The following is a 16,946-nucleotide window of genomic DNA, read 5'->3' on the forward strand; positions in this document are numbered from 1 at the left end:
TTTTACGGGCAAATCTCAAAAAGCGGCATTTTGCCCGTAATCAAGAACTGGGTTTTACGGGCAAATACCAAAAAGCAGCGTTTTGACCGTAATCCGCATCGGAATTTAACCACTGCCATCCGACCTTCTGCCCCGCCACGATTACCGCCATGCGCACTGCATCTGACAAAACAAAACCCCCGAGCCAAAATGCCCCGGGGGTTTATCAAAGTCAGATTCCCTTGAACCGATACATCTTTGATGTGTAGTCCTGGTGGACAATCGGATCATAGAATCCAAGTTCCATCAGCTCATCACCGCCAAAGATTTCATGCGTTTCAAGATTTTCGTATTCAAGCTCAGGATCAAGCCCGAATAATTTTGTCTTTGTCAAACAAGGCTGCGCAAATGCGAGAACCTGGAAAGTCATGACGCAGACGTCGCGCTTATCATCCGAAACAAACATCCAAGCTGCCTGATTTGTTTCAACCGGCGACTTCAAACGGTAAAAATTGCCGTATTGTATGAGTTTTCGGATCTCCTTGTAGCAAGCTACCTGTTCTTTGACATGATCCTTATCTTCTTGACTCATCTTGGTCAAATCAAGCTCGTATCCGAAGACTGCGCTCATTGCAGCATTGCCGCGCGTTTCAAATGACGTTTTGCGTCCAGTCTGGTGATTAGGAATTGCCGAAACGTGCGCGGTCGTCATGGAAATCGGATACACAAGACTCGTGCCGTATTGAATCGTCAGCCGGGAAACGGCATCCGTGTTGTCACTCGTCCAGATCTGCGGCATATAATAGGCAAAGCCGGCATCGAAGCGCCCGCCTCCACCTGAGCATCCTTCAAACAAAACATCAGGAAAGGTACTTGTAATTCGTTCCATCAGTTCGTATAACCCTAAAACATAGCGATGGTAAACCTCCCCCTGCCTGTCTTTCGGAAGACTTGCCGAATAGACGTCTGACAGATGACGATTCATATCCCACTTGACGTAATCCACGCTGCCTTCTTTGAGAACCTTGCTGATCTGTCCGAAAAGATCATCAATGACTTCCTTTCGTGTCAAGTCAAGCACGTACTGGTTTCTCGAAGGGCTTGGCCTGCGTCCCGGAACCTGCATCAGATATTCGGGATGCTTTCTGTAAAGTTTTGAATCGTAGGAAATCATTTCCGGTTCAAACCAAAGACCGAACTTCAGCCCCTTTTCATGCACGTAATCTGCAAAATGCCCGAGTCCTGAAGGAAACTTCTTCTTGTAAACCGTCCAGTCACCAAGAGATGAATTGTCGTCATTGCGGTGTCCGAACCACCCGTCGTCTAAAACGAACATTTCAATGCCGAGATTTTCAGCCTCGTCAACGATCGTTTTAAGCTTTTCTTCGTTGAAATCAAAGTAAGTTGCCTCCCAGTTGTTGACAAGGATTGGACGATCAGCATGCTTGAATTTCGACCGGACGATACGCTCTCTGATGATTTCATGAAAGGCCTGGCTCATCTTGTTCAACCCCTGGTCTGAATAAGTCATGAGGACTTCCGGTGTTTGAAATTCAGAGCCGGCATCCAGTTTCCAGGAAAAATTATAATCGTTGATTCCGATTACCAGGTGCGTTTGATCAATCTGATCCTTCTCGACTTCAAACGAGTGATTGCCGGAATATGCAAATGCAAATCCGTAAACGTCTCCGGAAAATTCGTCCGTTTTCCTGTCAGCCAGGGCCAAAAACGGGTTCATCTGATGACTTGACGTGCCGCGGATGCTGCCGAATTTCTGAATGCCGTATCCGACCGATGACCGCTCAAGATGGCGTTCGTTTGCATGAGCACCGGGCAGGCAGATTGAATCGAAATCCCTGTCGACAAAATCAAGCTGAAGCGAGGCGACCTTTTCCAGGAAAACAGTTTCCTTCCCTGTATTTCTCACCTTAACGGAACGGGTGATGATGGAAACGTCACGATAAACAGTATAAAGCAAATCGTACTCAAGTCCCGTCAACTCATCGTCAAGCGTAATCGTCAGCGTCTGTGCCTCTTTTTCATTTTCAACGCAGGCTGCCGGGAGTCCTTCCAACTTTGGCTTTCCGTCTTCAATTTTGTAATTTTTATATTTCAACATCAGGGAATTCGATCCGTTTTCCTGACGAACAATCGTTGCAGGTGTATGATAGTCCATCTCACCCGCTCCGCTGTACTCTTTCGGCAGTGTGTCACGGGAGAACGTCCGGTCAAGCGATCCGGGAAGATTGCCCGAAAAGCCGCGGTCAACCCTTGGATACTTCAATTCGCCGTGATATTTCTGCACGCGTCTGCCGAAGTAAAGATGACAGAGCGTTCCGCCGGCCACCACCGAGAAGATGTACGAGATGTTCCTGTTGTGCAGGTGGAAGACCTGCCGTTTGCTGTCAAATTCAATTAAGTCATTCATTTTGCTTCACCTTTCTTCACTCTCAGTTCCATTGCATCATCCATTGCCTTGATTTCAGCTCCGCTCTTCTGCTTCAGCGTGAAGTCCTCAAAATTATCGGAGTTCGTCACCGTCACGATTACGGTATCGTCAAGACCGGCCTTTCTGATTGTATCATCCCAGAATTCCAGAATCTCATCGCCTTGACTTATCCTCTGTCCCTCTTCGACATAGGTTACGAATCCCGTGCCCTTGAGAGCAACGGTGCCAAGTCCGACGTGAATCAGAAGTGCCATGCCGTTGTCGGCAACAATGCCGACTGCATGTCTTGTCGAAAATACCTGGCGGACCGTTGCATCAAACGGAGCATACACTCTGCCGTCATTCGGTCTGATGGCAAATCCCAGGCCTGCCTGACCCTTTGAGAATACATCGTCATTTACTTCGCTCAGCTCAATCAGATTACCTGAAACAGGTGCCTTGACGGAAAGCTTTTCATCCGACGAAGTGTTTTTGACACTGATGCCAAGATCCTTGCCCCACGTCTTTTCAAGTTCGGCAACGATTTGGGCATGACGCTCCTCCGTAAGAGTGATCTTCTTCATGAAGATGATGATGGAAACCGTCAGCATCACTGCCGGAACGGCAAACATCATCAGCTTGAAATTCATTCTTCCTGCTGCAGTAATCGATGAGGCAGTAGCTCCGGTCGTCATCCCGGCCAAAATTGCGATCTGACCGACAACGCCATTTGACACGGCACCGCCGAACTTATCAATCAGCGGACGAATGGAAAGCGATAATGATTCATCTCTGTGCCCTAATTTCCATTGACCATATTCAACAGAATCCGTGATGATCATCAAAACAACCAGGAAAACCATTTGCTGCGGGAATGCAAACATTACGGCAGCAAGCAGAACAAGTGCCAGGTTGTTTCCAGCAATGGCGAACACTCCGATGCCGCAGAGCATGAAAACAAGACAACCACCGAATACGGTCTTTCTGCTGAATTTTTTAGACAAAATCGGGAACAAGGCAGCCGAAACCATCCCCAGGAAGATGTTGATTGTTGACAAAATTGAAAACGACTTTGGTTGCCCCATGATATACGTGAAATAGTAGACTTCAAGCGCTCCCAGAATGTTGATTCCGATTCCATAGAAAAGATACGCAAATGCGACCCAAAGGAGCTGATCGTTTTTGGCAACTGCCTTGAAAACGCCGATGACACCAACTGTATCTTCCTTGTTTTCGCGAATCTCGCTGTTCACTTCACGTGTGCAGCAGCCGACCACCCAGGCGGAAACGAGTGCAATCGTGCAGATGATGAGAGCAAACATGAACCAGCCGTGAGCATCACCGGTCGAAGTCGTCTTTTCTGAAAAATAGATGACGGCCGGCATGACGAGCACACCAACGAGACCGCCGCCGATAGTTGAACCGAAACGCGCAAAAGTTGCCGTTTTTTCGCGCTCACGCGAATCAGTCGTAAGCGACGGGAGCATTGACCAGAAACCGACATCCTTGAATGAATAGAAGATGTCCATCGTGATGTACATTACGGCAAAGATGACCAGATAAAGCATTGCATTTTTCTGATACAAATTGCCAAGCGACGTAAACAGACACAGCAGCAACACTGCAGAAACCGTCCCGCCGGCGACGACCCAGGGACGGAAATGCCCCCAACGGGTCTTCGTGCGATCAATTGCGTTTCCAATAAATGGATCAATAAAGAGTTCTACGATGCGCAAGACCATGATGATCAGCGTCACAAGACTGATCATCTTGTTATCAACGGTCTGATTGCCGGAATTGAACAAGTGCGATGTGATGAACATGATCAGATAACCTGACAACAGGCCGTAAAATGCATCATTGCCAAATGCGCCAAAGCTGTATGCAAGACGCTGTCCCATGCTCATTTTTGTTTTCCCTTCATTTGACATGAAAATAACTCCCTTTCGTGTATCCGCTTTCTTTACAGTCTTCAGTATACGTTAATGTAAGTCTTTTCAACATAGTCTTTTAATCATTTTAGATGTCATAATGTTCAGTGAACAAATTGACATCTTCTTTCAAAAAAAGTTATAATGACAAGGAAAATTCAAATATAAAAAGCAATATTGACATTGAGTGACAGAAAATTTACACATTGGAGAAAAAATGAAAAAGGAATACCGCGATCTGCAGAGCAACAGCATCGAAAACGGAATCATCTTCTACGGTCTTGAATGCTGCGAACCAAACTACATCTTCAAGGGAAATAACATCCGCGAAAACTACGTTATTCATTATATCAGGAATGGATGCGGAACATTTTCGTCAGCCGGCAGGCCCTTGGTCAAACTGAAACAGGGAGACTGCTTCATTTTACCTAAAGGCGTCCCCTGCTTCTATCAGGCTGATGAAAAGAACCCGTGGGAATACAGCTGGATCGGACTTTCAGGTATCAGGACCGGCGAAATCTTCGCCGCTTCAAGCATTTCAGAAAAAAATTACCTGTGCCAGATTCAGGACACTGAATTTAAAAATAGCCTGTCCATGCTGTACGAATCGCTGCATTTGACGCATAACATGAAGAACAGCCTGCTGACCGAATCCCTGCTTTACAAAATGTTCCATGACCTGTTGGACGAGTTTCCGGCAGAAGTCACCAGAAAAACCAACTCACGAACCCAGTTCCGGCTTGCGGTGGAGTACATGAGGGACAACTATGACACAGGCTGCTCCATCCTTGACGTATGCCGCGGGCTGTCCGTTTCACGAAGCTACCTCTACAGCCTCTTCAAAAAATTTGCGGGATCATCCCCTCAGAAGTTTCTGACTGAAATCCGCATGGAGGAAGCAGAACACCTGCTCAAAGACACCGACAGAAGCATTCAGAACATCGCTGATTCAATCGGATACGGTGACAGCTTCACATTTTCGAAGGCATTCCGCAAGTCAAGAGGATGCAGCCCGACTGATTTCAGAAGGATGAGAAACTGACTTGTGATCCGGAAGCTTTTCACAGATGAAATACAGGTCTTTTAACCTAATAATGAATAAAAAACAACCGCATTTTTCTGATGACATTCGGCTGTGACTGAACAAAAGAAGATTATCAAGTTCAAATTCGGCGTCAGCCTGACAAAAAAGAGGCTGGTGCCTTAAATTTAATTATGCTTAGCCTATCCATCCCGTGACTTTAGTCATGGGATGGATAGGCTAACTATCTAACAACTATTGATATATCATTCCTATGGCAACCTGGGAATGTAAAAGGCACTGGTAATTAGATAGTCACTGACCAGACAACTACGGCTGTTTGGATAAACCATCCGTATCTATGCAAATTGTGGTTCAGATACTCAATATAATGGGGTCTGCTCATAATCCATCAACTTTAGCCGATGGTGGTTGACAATGCGTACGATTCATAGTAGCTTTTATGAATCATACTTATTTTTGCTTTAGCCAGACATCCGTCAGGCACAGAATGAGAGACCGTACCCAGACAAGTCGATTATAGGGTATAATGAATCTATCTTAGAGGATTGTAGATCCGGAAAGCGAGATTCAGGGATGAAAGACAGAAAAACAACTTTTGATGAACGGCTGGAAATCATTGAACAGCTGATAAGACACGATGTTGACTACAAATGGGCGGCTGAACATTACAATGTCAGCTATAGTCAGGTCTACGGATGGTATCGGAAGTACACTGAAAGCGGCAATAATCCGGAATCGCTGCGTGACCGCAGAGGAAAGGACAAACCGGAATCAAAATTCACTGAAATGGACCGGTTGAAGAGGGAAAACAAACTTCTCGAGGCCAGACTTCATCAGCAGGAAATGGAGGTAGCCTTCGCAAAAAAAATTAGTCGAAATAAGCAACAGGGAGGCGAAAAAGGAATCAGGCAGAAGACTATCAGGGAACTGAACGAGGAATACGGCTGGTCAATCAGTGAACTGTGCAGAACAGTTGGGATAACCAGAGATGCACACTATAAGTGGCTCAAACGTGGAACAAGTAAGCATCAATTGGAAAAACATTGAGCAGGAAATAGATTTTACTGAAGGCAAAATAGAGCTAAAGTAATATTTTTCAATGAAACTTAAAAGGCATTATATGCCCGTAACCGAGGGCTGGCTTTTACGGGCATATCCCAAAAATCGCCATTTTGACCGTAACCGTGGGCTGGCTTTTACGGGCACATCCCAAAAAGCGGCATTTTGACCGTAACCGAGGGCTAGCTTTTACGGGCATATCCCAAAAATCGCCGTTTTGCCCGTAACCGGGAGCTGCATTTTACGGGCATATCCCCAAAATCAACATTTTGCCCGTAACCGAGAACTGGGTTTTACGGGCATATCCCAAAAATCGCCGTTTTGACCGTAACCGAGGGCTGCATTTTACGGGCATATCCCCAAAATCGACGTTTTGCCCGTAAGCCAGTCTTGAAGCATTGATTGAGCCAGAGCTGCACAGTACTGCATTTGGCAAAAAATTCACCTATAATAAAAAAATGCTGGACAAAATCAGTCGACTTTCGACCGTCTTGTCCGGCATTTCATTTAATTCAGGAGAAAACCTAAATTTTCACCAGTCTCTCTGCTATTTTCGTATAATATCATATAAATTCTTCGGAACCCGGTCAAACAACGGCGACATCTCACCGTCAACGGTAATGTCCAATCGGTGCATGGCACGCGAGCAGATCGTGTAGACCAGCTGGCGTTCATCTTCTTCATGATAGTTTTCCTTGTTGGCGTTCCACATGATAACAGCATCAAATTCCAGACCCTTGGCCAAGTATGAAGGGACAATAATCGTCCCGGGAACGAGGCGCTGATTTTCGGTTCTGATCAGCGTTGCCTTGACGCCTTTGACGTTAAGCTGTTCGGTCAGCCATTCGCATTCCGAAAGCGACTTGCAGATGATGGCCGTCGTCAGCTTCAAGGCATCGTTTTGAAGCAAACGTTCTTTGACGTCTTCAACGAGGCGTTCCCTGTCAGCATCGATCGTCATCGTCGGCAAAGATCCGTTGCGGTTAAATGCAGTGACTTTTTCGCCATCGACAAGCACTTCCTTGGTAAAATCGGTAATCTGCCTGGTTGAACGATACGATTTTGTCAGCTGAACCACGTTGGTCCTGTCCTTGTCAAACATCGTCGAAAGTTCAGACAGCAGGCTGTGGCTGTTTTCCTTCGTGAAAATCGCCTGATTCAGATCGCCGAGCATCGTGAAGTGGGCGCGCGGAAATTCCGTCTTGAGATATGCAAGCTGGTATGCCGTATAATCCTGGATCTCATCGATGAAGACGTATCGCATTCTGATGTCGCCCTTCTTGCCGGTGATGCGGTCGTACAGATACAAGAAGCAGGACACGTCCGTCATCGGCAGACTGCGCTTTTTGATTTGATCAATCGTGTTTTCGACCCCTTTTTGCCATTCGTCATCCGAAACGTCGAACTTTGAAAGATCGAGCAAAGAAGGAACGTGTCGCAAAAAATGAACGTACTGAGCATTGACGTTCAAAAAGCGTTTCCTGACGATGGTGCGCTTGATTTTCATGAATTCCTTCGTCACGTATTGCTTGCACAAAAAGAGGAGTTCCTTGTCGCCATCGACAAAGTTGCGCGGATGATCGCCGTACAAAGCATTAAGTTCCTGTGCTGGCAAATCCTGAACGGCTTTTTGAACGCGATCGGTTCTGGCTTCCTGTCCAACCCTTGAACTCAAGCGTTTGAGCAGTTCTTCCTGCGTTGCTTCCAAGCGATTGCCAAGATGATAATTTTCATTAAAGCTATAGTAAATCGACTTGATTTCCTTGCGCGAGAAGAAGATTTCGCCGTTGTGCATGATGTTTTTGAAACGCATCCCGTTTCTTTCCAAATAGTTTGAATATGCGGTCGTTGCGTCAAAAAACTTCAAACTGTCCTTGATGACCCTGATTTTCTTGTTTGTTCCGTGATTATCTTCTTCAAAACGTTCCTTGAGCGTTTCGACGTGCATCTTCGGAAGGCGGTGCTGGGTATACTGGTAGTAGGTCATCTGTACCATGTTGTGTTCTCCGAGTTCCGGCAAAACCTGATCGATGTAGTCGTTGAACAGCTGATTGGGCGAAAACAGGATGATCTGACCGGAATTCAAATTGCCGCGATAACGATAGAGCAGATAGGCCACGCGCTGCAGCACGGCCGACGTTTTTCCGGAACCGGCTGCCCCCTGAACGAACAGCAGATCAGACTTCGTATCGCGGATAATCTTGTTTTGTTCTTTTTGAATCGTCGTAACGATGCTCTTCATTTTGACGTCGGAAGATTCATCCAAAACCTCAAGCAGCATCTGATCGCCCACCGTTTCATCCGTGTCAAATACAGTCAAAATCTTGCCGTCATCGACCATGAACTGGCGTTTCAGGACCACGTCAACCTCGCGCTCCCCGTCAGGCGTCGCATAAGTGGTTTTGCCAAGGCCTCCATCGTAATAAACGCTTGAAATCGGCGCACGCCAATCGTATACGAGAAATTCGTCCGGACCGTTCGAAAAAGTCGCCAATCCGATGTAAATCGTTTCTTTTTTGTCTTCGCCCTGTTCGATCAGATCGACGCGCGCAAAATAAGGCTTCTTTTCCATCCGTTCAAGAATTTCCAAACGATGCGCCGCCTGATTGCGACTGTTTTCGCGTTCTTCAAGCTGCATCTGCTGCTGCCTGACGGTCAAAGCCGTTTCCATCATGCCGGAATACGTCCCCGTTTTGATGCGAACGTTGTTTTTGAAATCAGCCTGAATCGCCTTGGTATCGGCAGATGCCCTGGAAATTTTCTTTTTGGCGGTTTCTTCTTCATTTTTTATTTTTTCAACGACGTAATCCATGCGCTTTTGTTCTTGTTCTTTGATGATGTCGGCCATTTGAACGCTCCCTTTTCAGAAATTTTCAGTAATCTATTTTAGCATATTTCACCCTTCAAAGTGAAATTAAAGTCTTTTCAAAACGGTCATTCTTCAAGAAAAAATCGATATAAACTGATACAATAAAGAAAATAATCAGAAAGGATGATTTCATGGATATCTCATTAATGATCACAGTCATTGCAGCCTTTGCAACGCCTATGATTCTGTCACGTTTCAACATCAAGCTTCTGCCGACGTCCGTTGCCGAAATCATCGTCGGCATCATTATCGGCAAAAGCTGTCTCAACCTGGTGCACATCGATTCGATTCTGAACAGCATGTCAACGTTCGGCGTAATCTTGCTGTTATTTTTGAGCGGCATGGAAATCGATTTTTCGCTCTTCAAGAAAAACAACGCTCCGTTGACGAAGCTCGAACAAAAGCAGGCAGACGACACGCCCAAAATCACGCCGGTCCAAGTCGCCGTCCTGGCATACGTTTTGAGCTTTGTCGCAGCTTTTGCGCTTGCATTTCTCTTTAAATTCACCGGCCTGTTCACGAACGTCCTGCTGGCAACGATTCTTTTTTCGACAATCGCGCTTGGCGTCGTCATTTCAGTTTTGAAGGAAAATGAGCTTCTGTCAAAGCCGTTCGGTCAGACGATTCTTCTGATTGCGGTTTTAGGCGAGGTCGTCCCGCTGCTTTCCTTGACGATCTACAGCTCCGTCGTTGCCGGAAGAGGAAGTCAGATTTGGCTCATCGGCCTGTTGTTCATTGCCGGCGCCATGATTTTCAGGCACTTTCGCTGGTTCTTCCCGGCTCTTTCCAAATTTAACAAATCAACCACGCAAATCGACATGCGTTTGTCGTTTGCAGTCATCATCACTCTGGTCGTCCTGGCTGAACACGTCGGTGCAGAAAACATCTTGGGCGCATTCGTTGCCGGCATCGTCATCAAGCTTCTTTCTCCGAGCGAATCCACGCAGCAAAAGCTGGATGCGATCGGATACGGCTTTTTGATTCCTTTCTTCTTCATCCTGACCGGAGTCAAGCTCGACATTCCGAGTCTTTTGGCGGATCCAAAGACGATCGTTCTGATTCCGTTGTTCTTTTTGGCGTTCGTCTTGGCCAAGCTTCCGGCCTTCTTCGGACTGCGGCTGCGTTTCAAACGCCAAAACGCCTTGGCCGGCTCGATTCTTTCCGGAACGACGATTACGCTCGTTTTGGCAGTTTTGACGGTTGCAGAAGACCTTAAAGTCATCACGAGCCAGCAATCAGGCGCGTTCCTCATTGCCGGCATCCTGACCTGTCTTTTCGGTCCGCTTTGCTTCAACCGCCTCCTTTCGTCCGAACCGGAAGACATGAAGAAAACAACGGTTCACATCATCGGCGCAAACCTTGTGACGATCAACGCCGCAGAACGGCTCAATTCGGACTGGTATGACGTTTCGATCTATACTCATAAACAAGAAAACTACGATACCTACCGCTACAAGGGCAACGTCAGCTTTCTGACAAGCATTGATCCGAAGGACTTGATTGACAGCTCTGTATTTGACACGGATATCCTGGTCCTTGGCTACACCGACCCGCAGATGAACGTCAACCTGGCTCTGAAAGCCAAGGAATACGGAGTCAAGCGCGTCATCTGCGAACTGGAAAATACAGATCCGCAAAGCATGTCCGAGATGGATCACAAGCTGGCTTCTGCCGACGTCGAAACGCTCAATATTTTCGACACGAACGTCGGTTTAATGAGCTCCGTCATCGAAACACCGTCAACGCTCCAGATGATTACCGGCAATTCGCGCCTTTACGAAGTCGTCGTCAACAATGCCAGATTTGACGGCATTGAAGTCAGTCAGATTCCGTTCGTCGAAAACATCACCATCAGTCGAATTTTCAGAAACGGCAGGGCGATTTCTCCGCACGGATCGACTCAGATTCAGCTCGGAGACCACATTTTGTTCTCATGCGACAAGGACGTCATGCCAAGGCTGCGTGCCGTCTTGAGCAAAATGAACGAGTAGCGCGTTTTTGCTGATGATGATATACTTTTTTTCGGAGGATTTTTAATGAGCTATAAAATATACCTGGTAAGACATGGACAAACAATTTTAAATCGCTATAATCGAATGCAGGGGTGGTGCGATTCGCCGCTCACCCAAAAGGGCATTGAAGATGCGCATGAAGCAGGTCGGCGCCTCAAGAAAATCAAATTTGCGTACGCGTTTCACAGCGATACGACACGCGCAATGAGAACCTGCAACTATATTCTGTCCGAAAACGACAATGAAACGCCCGTTCCGATCACGCTTGAAAATTTCCGTGAACAAGGCTACGGCTATTACGAAGGATCCGATTCCAATCAGGCCTGGCTGATGATCGGTGCCTTGCACAACTGCCGCACTTTCAAAGAGCTGATCTCAACGTACTCGATTGAAGATGCGCGCGATTTCTGCAAGGAAGCAGACCCGTTCCACCAGGCCGAAAACAACCAGGAATTCTGGGAACGCGTCGGAAATGGTTTTGAATATCTTGACAAGATTGCAGATGACGGCTGCAACATTTTGATCGTCAGCCACGGAACGACGATCAGAAGCATCGTCCACCATTTTGACCCCGAAGTCGATATCACCGTCAGTCCCAAAAACGGTTCGGTGACCCGCTTGACGGTTGACGGAACCCGCGTTTCAGTCGATTACTACTCGCACTATTTGAAAACGGACGAATACTGACTTGCTCGTTTGCATCAAAGCAGCAATCACGCTCTGCATTTTACATTAACGTGCCGACATGCACGCAAGGAGGAAAAATTATGATTGACAAAGGTCTTGCAAAAAGTCCGACGACAAAAATTTATCTTGCCACGCCATGGTTCAACGACGTTCAAAAAGAACGCGCCAAAAAAGCGCGCGAATATCTTAACCAAAACGAAACCGTCGGCGTTATTCACTTCCCGTTTGACTTCCAGTACAAGGACGCGACCGTGGACAACGATCCGGAAGGCGTCTTTGGAACGCCTGAATGGGTTGCTGCCACGTTCCAAAACGACTGCACTGCCGTTGCAACAAGCGACATCGGCGTTTTCTTGTACGATCTCGACAACATTGACGACGGCTGCGCATATGAGCTTGCTTTGTTCCGCAGCCAGCAAAAGCCATGCGTGGTCATTCCGTTCACGGAACGAGACCGAGAAGACGTCGAAATCAATCTCATGATTGCCGGTGCTGCTACAACATGGATCAAACAAGAAGATTTTGAAAGTCTCAAAACTTTCAACTTCAATCATCCGCAGGCAAATCCCGTGCCTCCGTTCAAGGTTTTCTAAGACAGTGACCTTCCGGCAGAACGGGAAGAAAAACTGACTTAAATTCAAAACACGTACGATTTATAGAATCATACGTGTTTTTTGTTTTGATCAAACATCTGCCGGACACCAGGATTCAGGGGCTTTTGTGTATACAGGATAATTCTTCATCGAAGGAAGGCATTTACGGGCAAATCTCAGAAATCGACATTTTGCCCGTAATCCCGTCTCGACGCCCTGATTGAGCAGGAAATGCGCAGCACTGCATTTAAAAAAACAGGCTTTCATGTCTCAGAATTGAAAAATGCCGGACAAACTCAGTCGAATTACGACCTCATTTGTTCGGCATTTAATTCAATTCAAGCGGTAAAAAGGAGGTTTTCCCAGTCTCATTTCTCATGATCCCGCTGATATTTTTTCAGGCCTTCATTCAGCTTGTCAGCGGTCCTGCAGTCAGAACAGTAGCTCAAAAACGAAACAGTGACGTAGATGGCTGAAATAATGACTTCCATCGAGATCACCATTGGCCAGTTAAAGTAATACCATCCAAAGAAATATCCCAGAACCATCACTGAAACGTTGACGTATGCAAAATATGCGATGCTTTCTGCCCACGCTCTTCTTTTGGAAATATTGCCTTCATCGCTTAAGAAGACAGATCCCAGACTCGTAATGGCCGCTATGAGGATTACCTGCCAGAAGATCCACGGACTGAAGCTGACACCGACCCCCCAGAAAACTGCCGTATAGACGGCAACGGCAAAGACGACACAGGTCGTCACCCGCTTGTAGACTTCAAAATATAATGCTAATTTCTTCTTGAACATCTCATCCACCTACAATCCTAATTTTTCCTTGAGCTTTCCGACGTATTGCCGGGAAATCATGACTTTTTCCTTGTTTTTCAACAAGGCCTGAAAGCGGCCGTTGATTATCGGTGAAAGGCTTTCAATCTTGTTTAAGTTAATGATCATCGACTTGCTTGAGCGCATGAAACTTGTCATGGACAGCTTTTCCTCCAGCTCGTACAGGCGGCTCTTCGTCTCATAGACCTCATCTTTGCAATAGGCAAAAACGACATTGTCGACTGATTCAAAGTAATAGATTTCAGAAACATCCATCAGCCTGATTTCATTTCCCTTATAAAGAGCCAGCTGATTGATGCCGCCCCGGAACTGTTCAAGTGCCTTGAGCATTTCCCTGGTAAGGGCATTGCATTTTATAATGATTTCCTCTTCCCCGTCATCTGCGGGCAGTATTGTAATTTTCATCTGTTCAAATGCTTTCTCCGCGAAATTGCAAAAACGGCTGCCAACGCTGCAACGAGCCACAATGTCATGATTCCGACCTGTTCAGCCGTGCTCAAAACGTGTCCTCCGGATTTGACGGTAATGCCGACATATTCCTGATAATTTGTCGCAATTTCTGACGGACAACCGGCAAACGTCTTATCCAACGCGGATTGGACGCAGCTTTTGCGCAAAATCGATGCTCCGTGCAAAAAAGGCAAAAACTTCAAAACACTCGCAACGCCTTTTGGAAGAAAGCCCATAGGCAAATAGACTCCTCCCAAAAATCCGACCAGCGTTCCGGAAATGCTTGCAAACGTCGACCAGCTCTTTGAACTTCTGAGCCCAAGCGAAATTCCGTACGCGCCGATTGAAAACAAAACGACGTTGAGCGCAATTCCCACGATGACCTTCAGCAGACTCGTCATCGAAAGCATCTCTCCGCCGTCTAAAACGATAAATGCCAAAAAAACGCCGAGCGTTGCCAAACACATCATCATCGAAACCATCATTGCCGCTGCGATGTATGACAACGAGACAATGCTGCGCTTGATCGGTGCCGAATAAAAGCAATCAATCGCATGACTCTTGATGTCGTCGATGTATATTCCGATCACGCTGGTGGATACGGTCAGCGAATTCGTCATCAAAATTCCGGCCAAGATGCAGTAATAAACGAGTTCCGTCGCATTCTTCCTGTCCGTTGCCGTTGCTTTTGAATGACGAAATTGCTCCAAAAGGCTCAAAATGCTGTCAACGTTCATCTTGGACAAAAAGACGCCCATCAGCACGATGATGATGATCATCGCCAAAAACGAAAAGAACACGGCAGTCTTGTCGCGAAGGAACACCAAACAATGTCTCTTCACCAAATTCCAAAATTTATGCATTTTTATTTCCCCCTGTCACGTTGATGAACAAATCGTCCATCGTTCCCTGAACGACTTCAAAACCTTTGATTTCTCCTCTGATTTTCTCCAAAACGTCCAATGCGTCCTTCGTGCATTCAAGTTCTGCTTCGATCATGTCGCCTGTTTCCTTTGTCAAATGCAGAGCTTTGATTGCTGCAGACTCTTTGACTTCATCCTTTTTTTCCGGTTCAAAATAAAGTCGCAAAACGTCTTTGACATATGTATTCTTCAACTCAAATGGCGTTCCGGCCATCAGCACCTTGCCATGATCGATGATGCAGACGTGCTTTGCATTGGCAGCTTCTTCCATGTAATGCGTCGTCAAAAAGACGGTCATCCCAAGTTCTTTTTGCAAAGAAACGATTGCTTCCCAGACATTCTTTCTCGTTGCCGGATCAAGTCCCGTCGTCGGTTCGTCCAAAAACAGGATCTTGGGTTCGTGCATCAGTGCCGCCGCAATCTCTGCCCTGCGTTTTTGACCTCCGGAAAGTTTTCCGTACGGTCTGTTCAAAACATCTTTCAACCCAAGAAGTTTGACGACCTTGTCAAAATTTTTCCTGAGATTTTCTTTAGTCTCGCCATAAAGCCCCCCGCGAATCTGCAGATTTTCCTTGACCGTCAGCAGCTCATCAAGGGAATTTTCCTGATGAACCATCCCGATGTCCTGCCGAATTTTTTCATCGTCCTTTCCGACTTCGTTTCCCAAAACACGCACGCTTCCGCCGTCTTTTTTATATAAGGTGCACAAAATATTGATTACGGTAGATTTTCCGGCACCGTTGACGCCGAGAAAACCGAACAGTTCGCCTTGTTCGACCGAAAAGCTGATGTCGTCGACGGCTTTGACGTCTTTAAAATATTTTTTGAGGTTCGAAACTTCAATTGCCCTTTCTTTCATAGCTAAATTCCCCCTTTGTTTGCTTGATGGAACTATTATATTCTCAAACTTTGCTTGATTACAAGCATCTTGAACCAAGCGGTCAAAAAGAAACCGTAAGACGTCACATTTTCGATGCGAGCACATCCCCCAATTTTTCTGACAGATGCAGAGATGAAATCCTCATTTGTTTTTTGAAATCAGGTTGCGCCACTGCATTTTTCAAAAAATCCGCGTTCGTTTTCGGAATCAGGATGCCGCACTGAATTTAACAAAAAACCCCGTTTCAAACCGAAACGGGGCTCGTTCGCAGACAAATTAAAATGCAGATATAAATTGAGAAATGCCTGTGACAACCAAGTAGATTGAAACAATCCACACGATTGCGATGCTGGCAAGGAGCGGATTGAACAACAATGCGATGCCTAAAAGCAAGGCAATGACGTTCAATGCGATCATCCAGACGTAGTGTGCTTTGCCGGCGTTTTTAAACTTCTTTGAAGTAGCAAGCTGAATAATTGCGTCGAAGATGAACCACAAAGCAAAGATATACGCTACGACCTGGGCACCAGTTGCAGCTTTGAAAATGAACAGGAAGCCAAGCACGAGAGCAACGATTCCCATTGCAAAAAGACCAAGCGTCTTTTCTTCGGTCGTCGTATCAAGAACGTGTTTGAACCATAATTCATACAAGCCCTTAACAACTGCCGTTACACCTATGATAATAGAGATGAACTCAAGCGTTGTACCAAGATGAATGAATGTGACTATGCCTGCCACAAACAAAATAACACCTACAACCAAACTGACCAATTAAATTTGTGTTGAATTGTTTCCATAACAATCGCCATCCTTTATCAATTTACGATTATATCGCATCACATAATTGATAACTAATGGTAATGATAAGCTCACGTTTTTTATCTGCCGGATTTCGGTTCACAAAAAGCACCGACAAAATCAAAACGATTCCGACTGCAAATGCTGCTTTTCCTTCTTTTGTAACCAACAGCTTCATGTTTATTAACTATTTACCTAAGGATAACACAGAAATAAATAATTGCGCTACCAATAACCTTTAAGACAGCCAAAAAATCATGATGCCTTGCGATTTATTGCGAATCATCCAGGTTTTATATACAACGTGGTTTTGCCCGTAACCGTGGACTGGCTTTTACGGGCATATCCTAAAAATCGACGTTTTGCCCGTAACCGTGGGCTGCATTTTACGGGCATATCACCAAAATCGACATTTTGCCCGTAACCGTGGACTGGCTTTTACGGGCA

13 protein-coding genes and 1 pseudogene are annotated in these 16,946 nt (G+C 46.1%); 5 read left to right on the forward strand and 9 right to left on the reverse strand.

Annotated elements, in window-relative coordinates; translation table 11 throughout:
* Positions 1–40 precede the first annotated feature (40 nt).
* The 3 genes from BMZ95_RS11605 to BMZ95_RS09450 are packed head-to-tail and all read right to left on the reverse strand — an operon-like array spanning position 41 to position 4,338.
* The gene (locus tag BMZ95_RS11605; protein WP_263851308.1) at positions 41–169 is read right to left on the reverse strand and encodes a hypothetical protein; all 129 of its coding nucleotides are present in this window, start codon (positions 167–169) and stop codon (positions 41–43) included.
* 42 nt (positions 170–211) lie between these two features.
* On the reverse strand, positions 212–2,407 hold the full coding sequence (locus BMZ95_RS09445; protein WP_074786595.1) for an alpha-galactosidase: 2,196 nt from the start codon (positions 2,405–2,407) through the stop codon (positions 212–214).
* The gene (locus tag BMZ95_RS09450; protein ID WP_046922377.1) at positions 2,404–4,338 is read right to left on the reverse strand and encodes a sugar MFS transporter; all 1,935 of its coding nucleotides are present in this window, start codon (positions 4,336–4,338) and stop codon (positions 2,404–2,406) included. The genes BMZ95_RS09445 and BMZ95_RS09450 overlap by 4 nt, the downstream gene beginning before the upstream one ends.
* A gap of 217 nt (positions 4,339–4,555) precedes the next feature.
* Between BMZ95_RS09450 and BMZ95_RS09455 the strand changes: the two genes are divergently transcribed.
* Together BMZ95_RS09455 and BMZ95_RS09465 are read left to right on the forward strand one after the other, a co-directional pair.
* Positions 4,556–5,380 carry an AraC family transcriptional regulator gene (locus BMZ95_RS09455; protein WP_014074190.1) on the forward strand — a complete coding sequence of 275 codons (825 nt, stop codon included), beginning with the start codon at positions 4,556–4,558 and terminating at the stop codon, positions 5,378–5,380.
* Between the two features lie 475 nt (positions 5,381–5,855).
* Positions 5,856–6,314 (forward strand): annotated as a pseudogene (locus BMZ95_RS09465) (helix-turn-helix domain-containing protein); the annotation flags it as partial.
* 675 nt (positions 6,315–6,989) lie between these two features.
* Here BMZ95_RS09465 and helD read toward each other — a convergent pair.
* Positions 6,990–9,290: an RNA polymerase recycling motor HelD gene (helD, locus tag BMZ95_RS09470; RefSeq protein ID WP_046922379.1), complete on the reverse strand. Its 2,301-nt coding sequence runs from the start codon at positions 9,288–9,290 to the stop codon at positions 6,990–6,992.
* Between the two features lie 152 nt (positions 9,291–9,442).
* Between helD and BMZ95_RS09475 the strand changes: the two genes are divergently transcribed.
* From BMZ95_RS09475 to BMZ95_RS09485, 3 genes are all read left to right on the forward strand, one after another.
* Positions 9,443–11,302 (forward strand): monovalent cation:proton antiporter family protein, encoded by a 1,860-nt coding sequence (locus BMZ95_RS09475; RefSeq protein WP_046922380.1) that lies wholly within the window; start codon positions 9,443–9,445, stop codon positions 11,300–11,302.
* A gap of 45 nt (positions 11,303–11,347) precedes the next feature.
* The gene (locus BMZ95_RS09480) at positions 11,348–12,010 is read left to right on the forward strand and encodes a histidine phosphatase family protein (RefSeq protein WP_046922381.1); all 663 of its coding nucleotides are present in this window, start codon (positions 11,348–11,350) and stop codon (positions 12,008–12,010) included.
* 80 nt (positions 12,011–12,090) lie between these two features.
* Complete coding sequence (locus tag BMZ95_RS09485) at positions 12,091–12,603, forward strand: nucleoside 2-deoxyribosyltransferase (RefSeq protein WP_003692229.1); 513 nt, start codon at positions 12,091–12,093, stop codon at positions 12,601–12,603.
* A gap of 368 nt (positions 12,604–12,971) precedes the next feature.
* On the opposite strand, the gene BMZ95_RS09490 is transcribed toward BMZ95_RS09485, so the two are convergent.
* The 5 genes from BMZ95_RS09490 to BMZ95_RS09510 form a co-directional block, all read right to left on the reverse strand.
* Positions 12,972–13,409, reverse strand: coding sequence for a DUF3021 family protein (locus BMZ95_RS09490; RefSeq protein WP_046922382.1), 438 nt, complete (start codon positions 13,407–13,409; stop codon positions 12,972–12,974).
* Between the two features lie 9 nt (positions 13,410–13,418).
* Positions 13,419–13,853 (reverse strand): LytTR family DNA-binding domain-containing protein, encoded by a 435-nt coding sequence (locus BMZ95_RS09495; RefSeq protein ID WP_014074196.1) that lies wholly within the window; start codon positions 13,851–13,853, stop codon positions 13,419–13,421.
* Positions 13,850–14,761 (reverse strand): ABC transporter permease, encoded by a 912-nt coding sequence (locus BMZ95_RS09500; RefSeq protein ID WP_046922383.1) that lies wholly within the window; start codon positions 14,759–14,761, stop codon positions 13,850–13,852. Before BMZ95_RS09500 ends, BMZ95_RS09495 begins: the two co-directional genes overlap by 4 nt.
* Positions 14,754–15,680, reverse strand: coding sequence for an ABC transporter ATP-binding protein (locus BMZ95_RS09505; protein WP_014074198.1), 927 nt, complete (start codon positions 15,678–15,680; stop codon positions 14,754–14,756). The genes BMZ95_RS09500 and BMZ95_RS09505 overlap by 8 nt, the downstream gene beginning before the upstream one ends.
* Before the next feature lie 297 nt (positions 15,681–15,977).
* Positions 15,978–16,439, reverse strand: coding sequence for an HdeD family acid-resistance protein (locus tag BMZ95_RS09510; RefSeq protein ID WP_235806934.1), 462 nt, complete (start codon positions 16,437–16,439; stop codon positions 15,978–15,980).
* Positions 16,440–16,946 lie beyond the last annotated feature (507 nt).

It is taken from the genome of Ligilactobacillus ruminis DSM 20403 = NBRC 102161, from assembly GCF_900113455.1.
In the GTDB taxonomy this organism is placed as follows: Bacteria; Bacillota; Bacilli; order Lactobacillales; family Lactobacillaceae; genus Ligilactobacillus; species Ligilactobacillus ruminis.

What these genes read in the sequence shown, in the direction of transcription:
- BMZ95_RS09480 (WP_046922381.1), top strand. Translation starts at nt 11,348, where the DNA reads ATGAGCTATAAAATATACCTGGTAAGACATGGACAAACAATTTTAAAT.
- BMZ95_RS09485 (WP_003692229.1), top strand. Translation starts at nt 12,091, where the DNA reads ATGATTGACAAAGGTCTTGCAAAAAGTCCGACGACAAAAATTTATCTT.
- BMZ95_RS09450 (WP_046922377.1), bottom strand. Translation starts at nt 4,338, where the DNA reads ATGTCAAATGAAGGGAAAACAAAAATGAGCATGGGACAGCGTCTTGCA.
- BMZ95_RS09455 (WP_014074190.1), top strand. Translation starts at nt 4,556, where the DNA reads ATGAAAAAGGAATACCGCGATCTGCAGAGCAACAGCATCGAAAACGGA.
- BMZ95_RS09475 (WP_046922380.1), top strand. Translation starts at nt 9,443, where the DNA reads ATGGATATCTCATTAATGATCACAGTCATTGCAGCCTTTGCAACGCCT.
- BMZ95_RS09445 (WP_074786595.1), bottom strand. Translation starts at nt 2,407, where the DNA reads ATGAATGACTTAATTGAATTTGACAGCAAACGGCAGGTCTTCCACCTG.
- BMZ95_RS09495 (WP_014074196.1), bottom strand. Translation starts at nt 13,853, where the DNA reads ATGAAAATTACAATACTGCCCGCAGATGACGGGGAAGAGGAAATCATT.
- BMZ95_RS09505 (WP_014074198.1), bottom strand. Translation starts at nt 15,680, where the DNA reads ATGAAAGAAAGGGCAATTGAAGTTTCGAACCTCAAAAAATATTTTAAA.
- helD (WP_046922379.1), bottom strand. Translation starts at nt 9,290, where the DNA reads ATGGCCGACATCATCAAAGAACAAGAACAAAAGCGCATGGATTACGTC.
- BMZ95_RS09500 (WP_046922383.1), bottom strand. Translation starts at nt 14,761, where the DNA reads ATGCATAAATTTTGGAATTTGGTGAAGAGACATTGTTTGGTGTTCCTT.
- BMZ95_RS09490 (WP_046922382.1), bottom strand. Translation starts at nt 13,409, where the DNA reads ATGTTCAAGAAGAAATTAGCATTATATTTTGAAGTCTACAAGCGGGTG.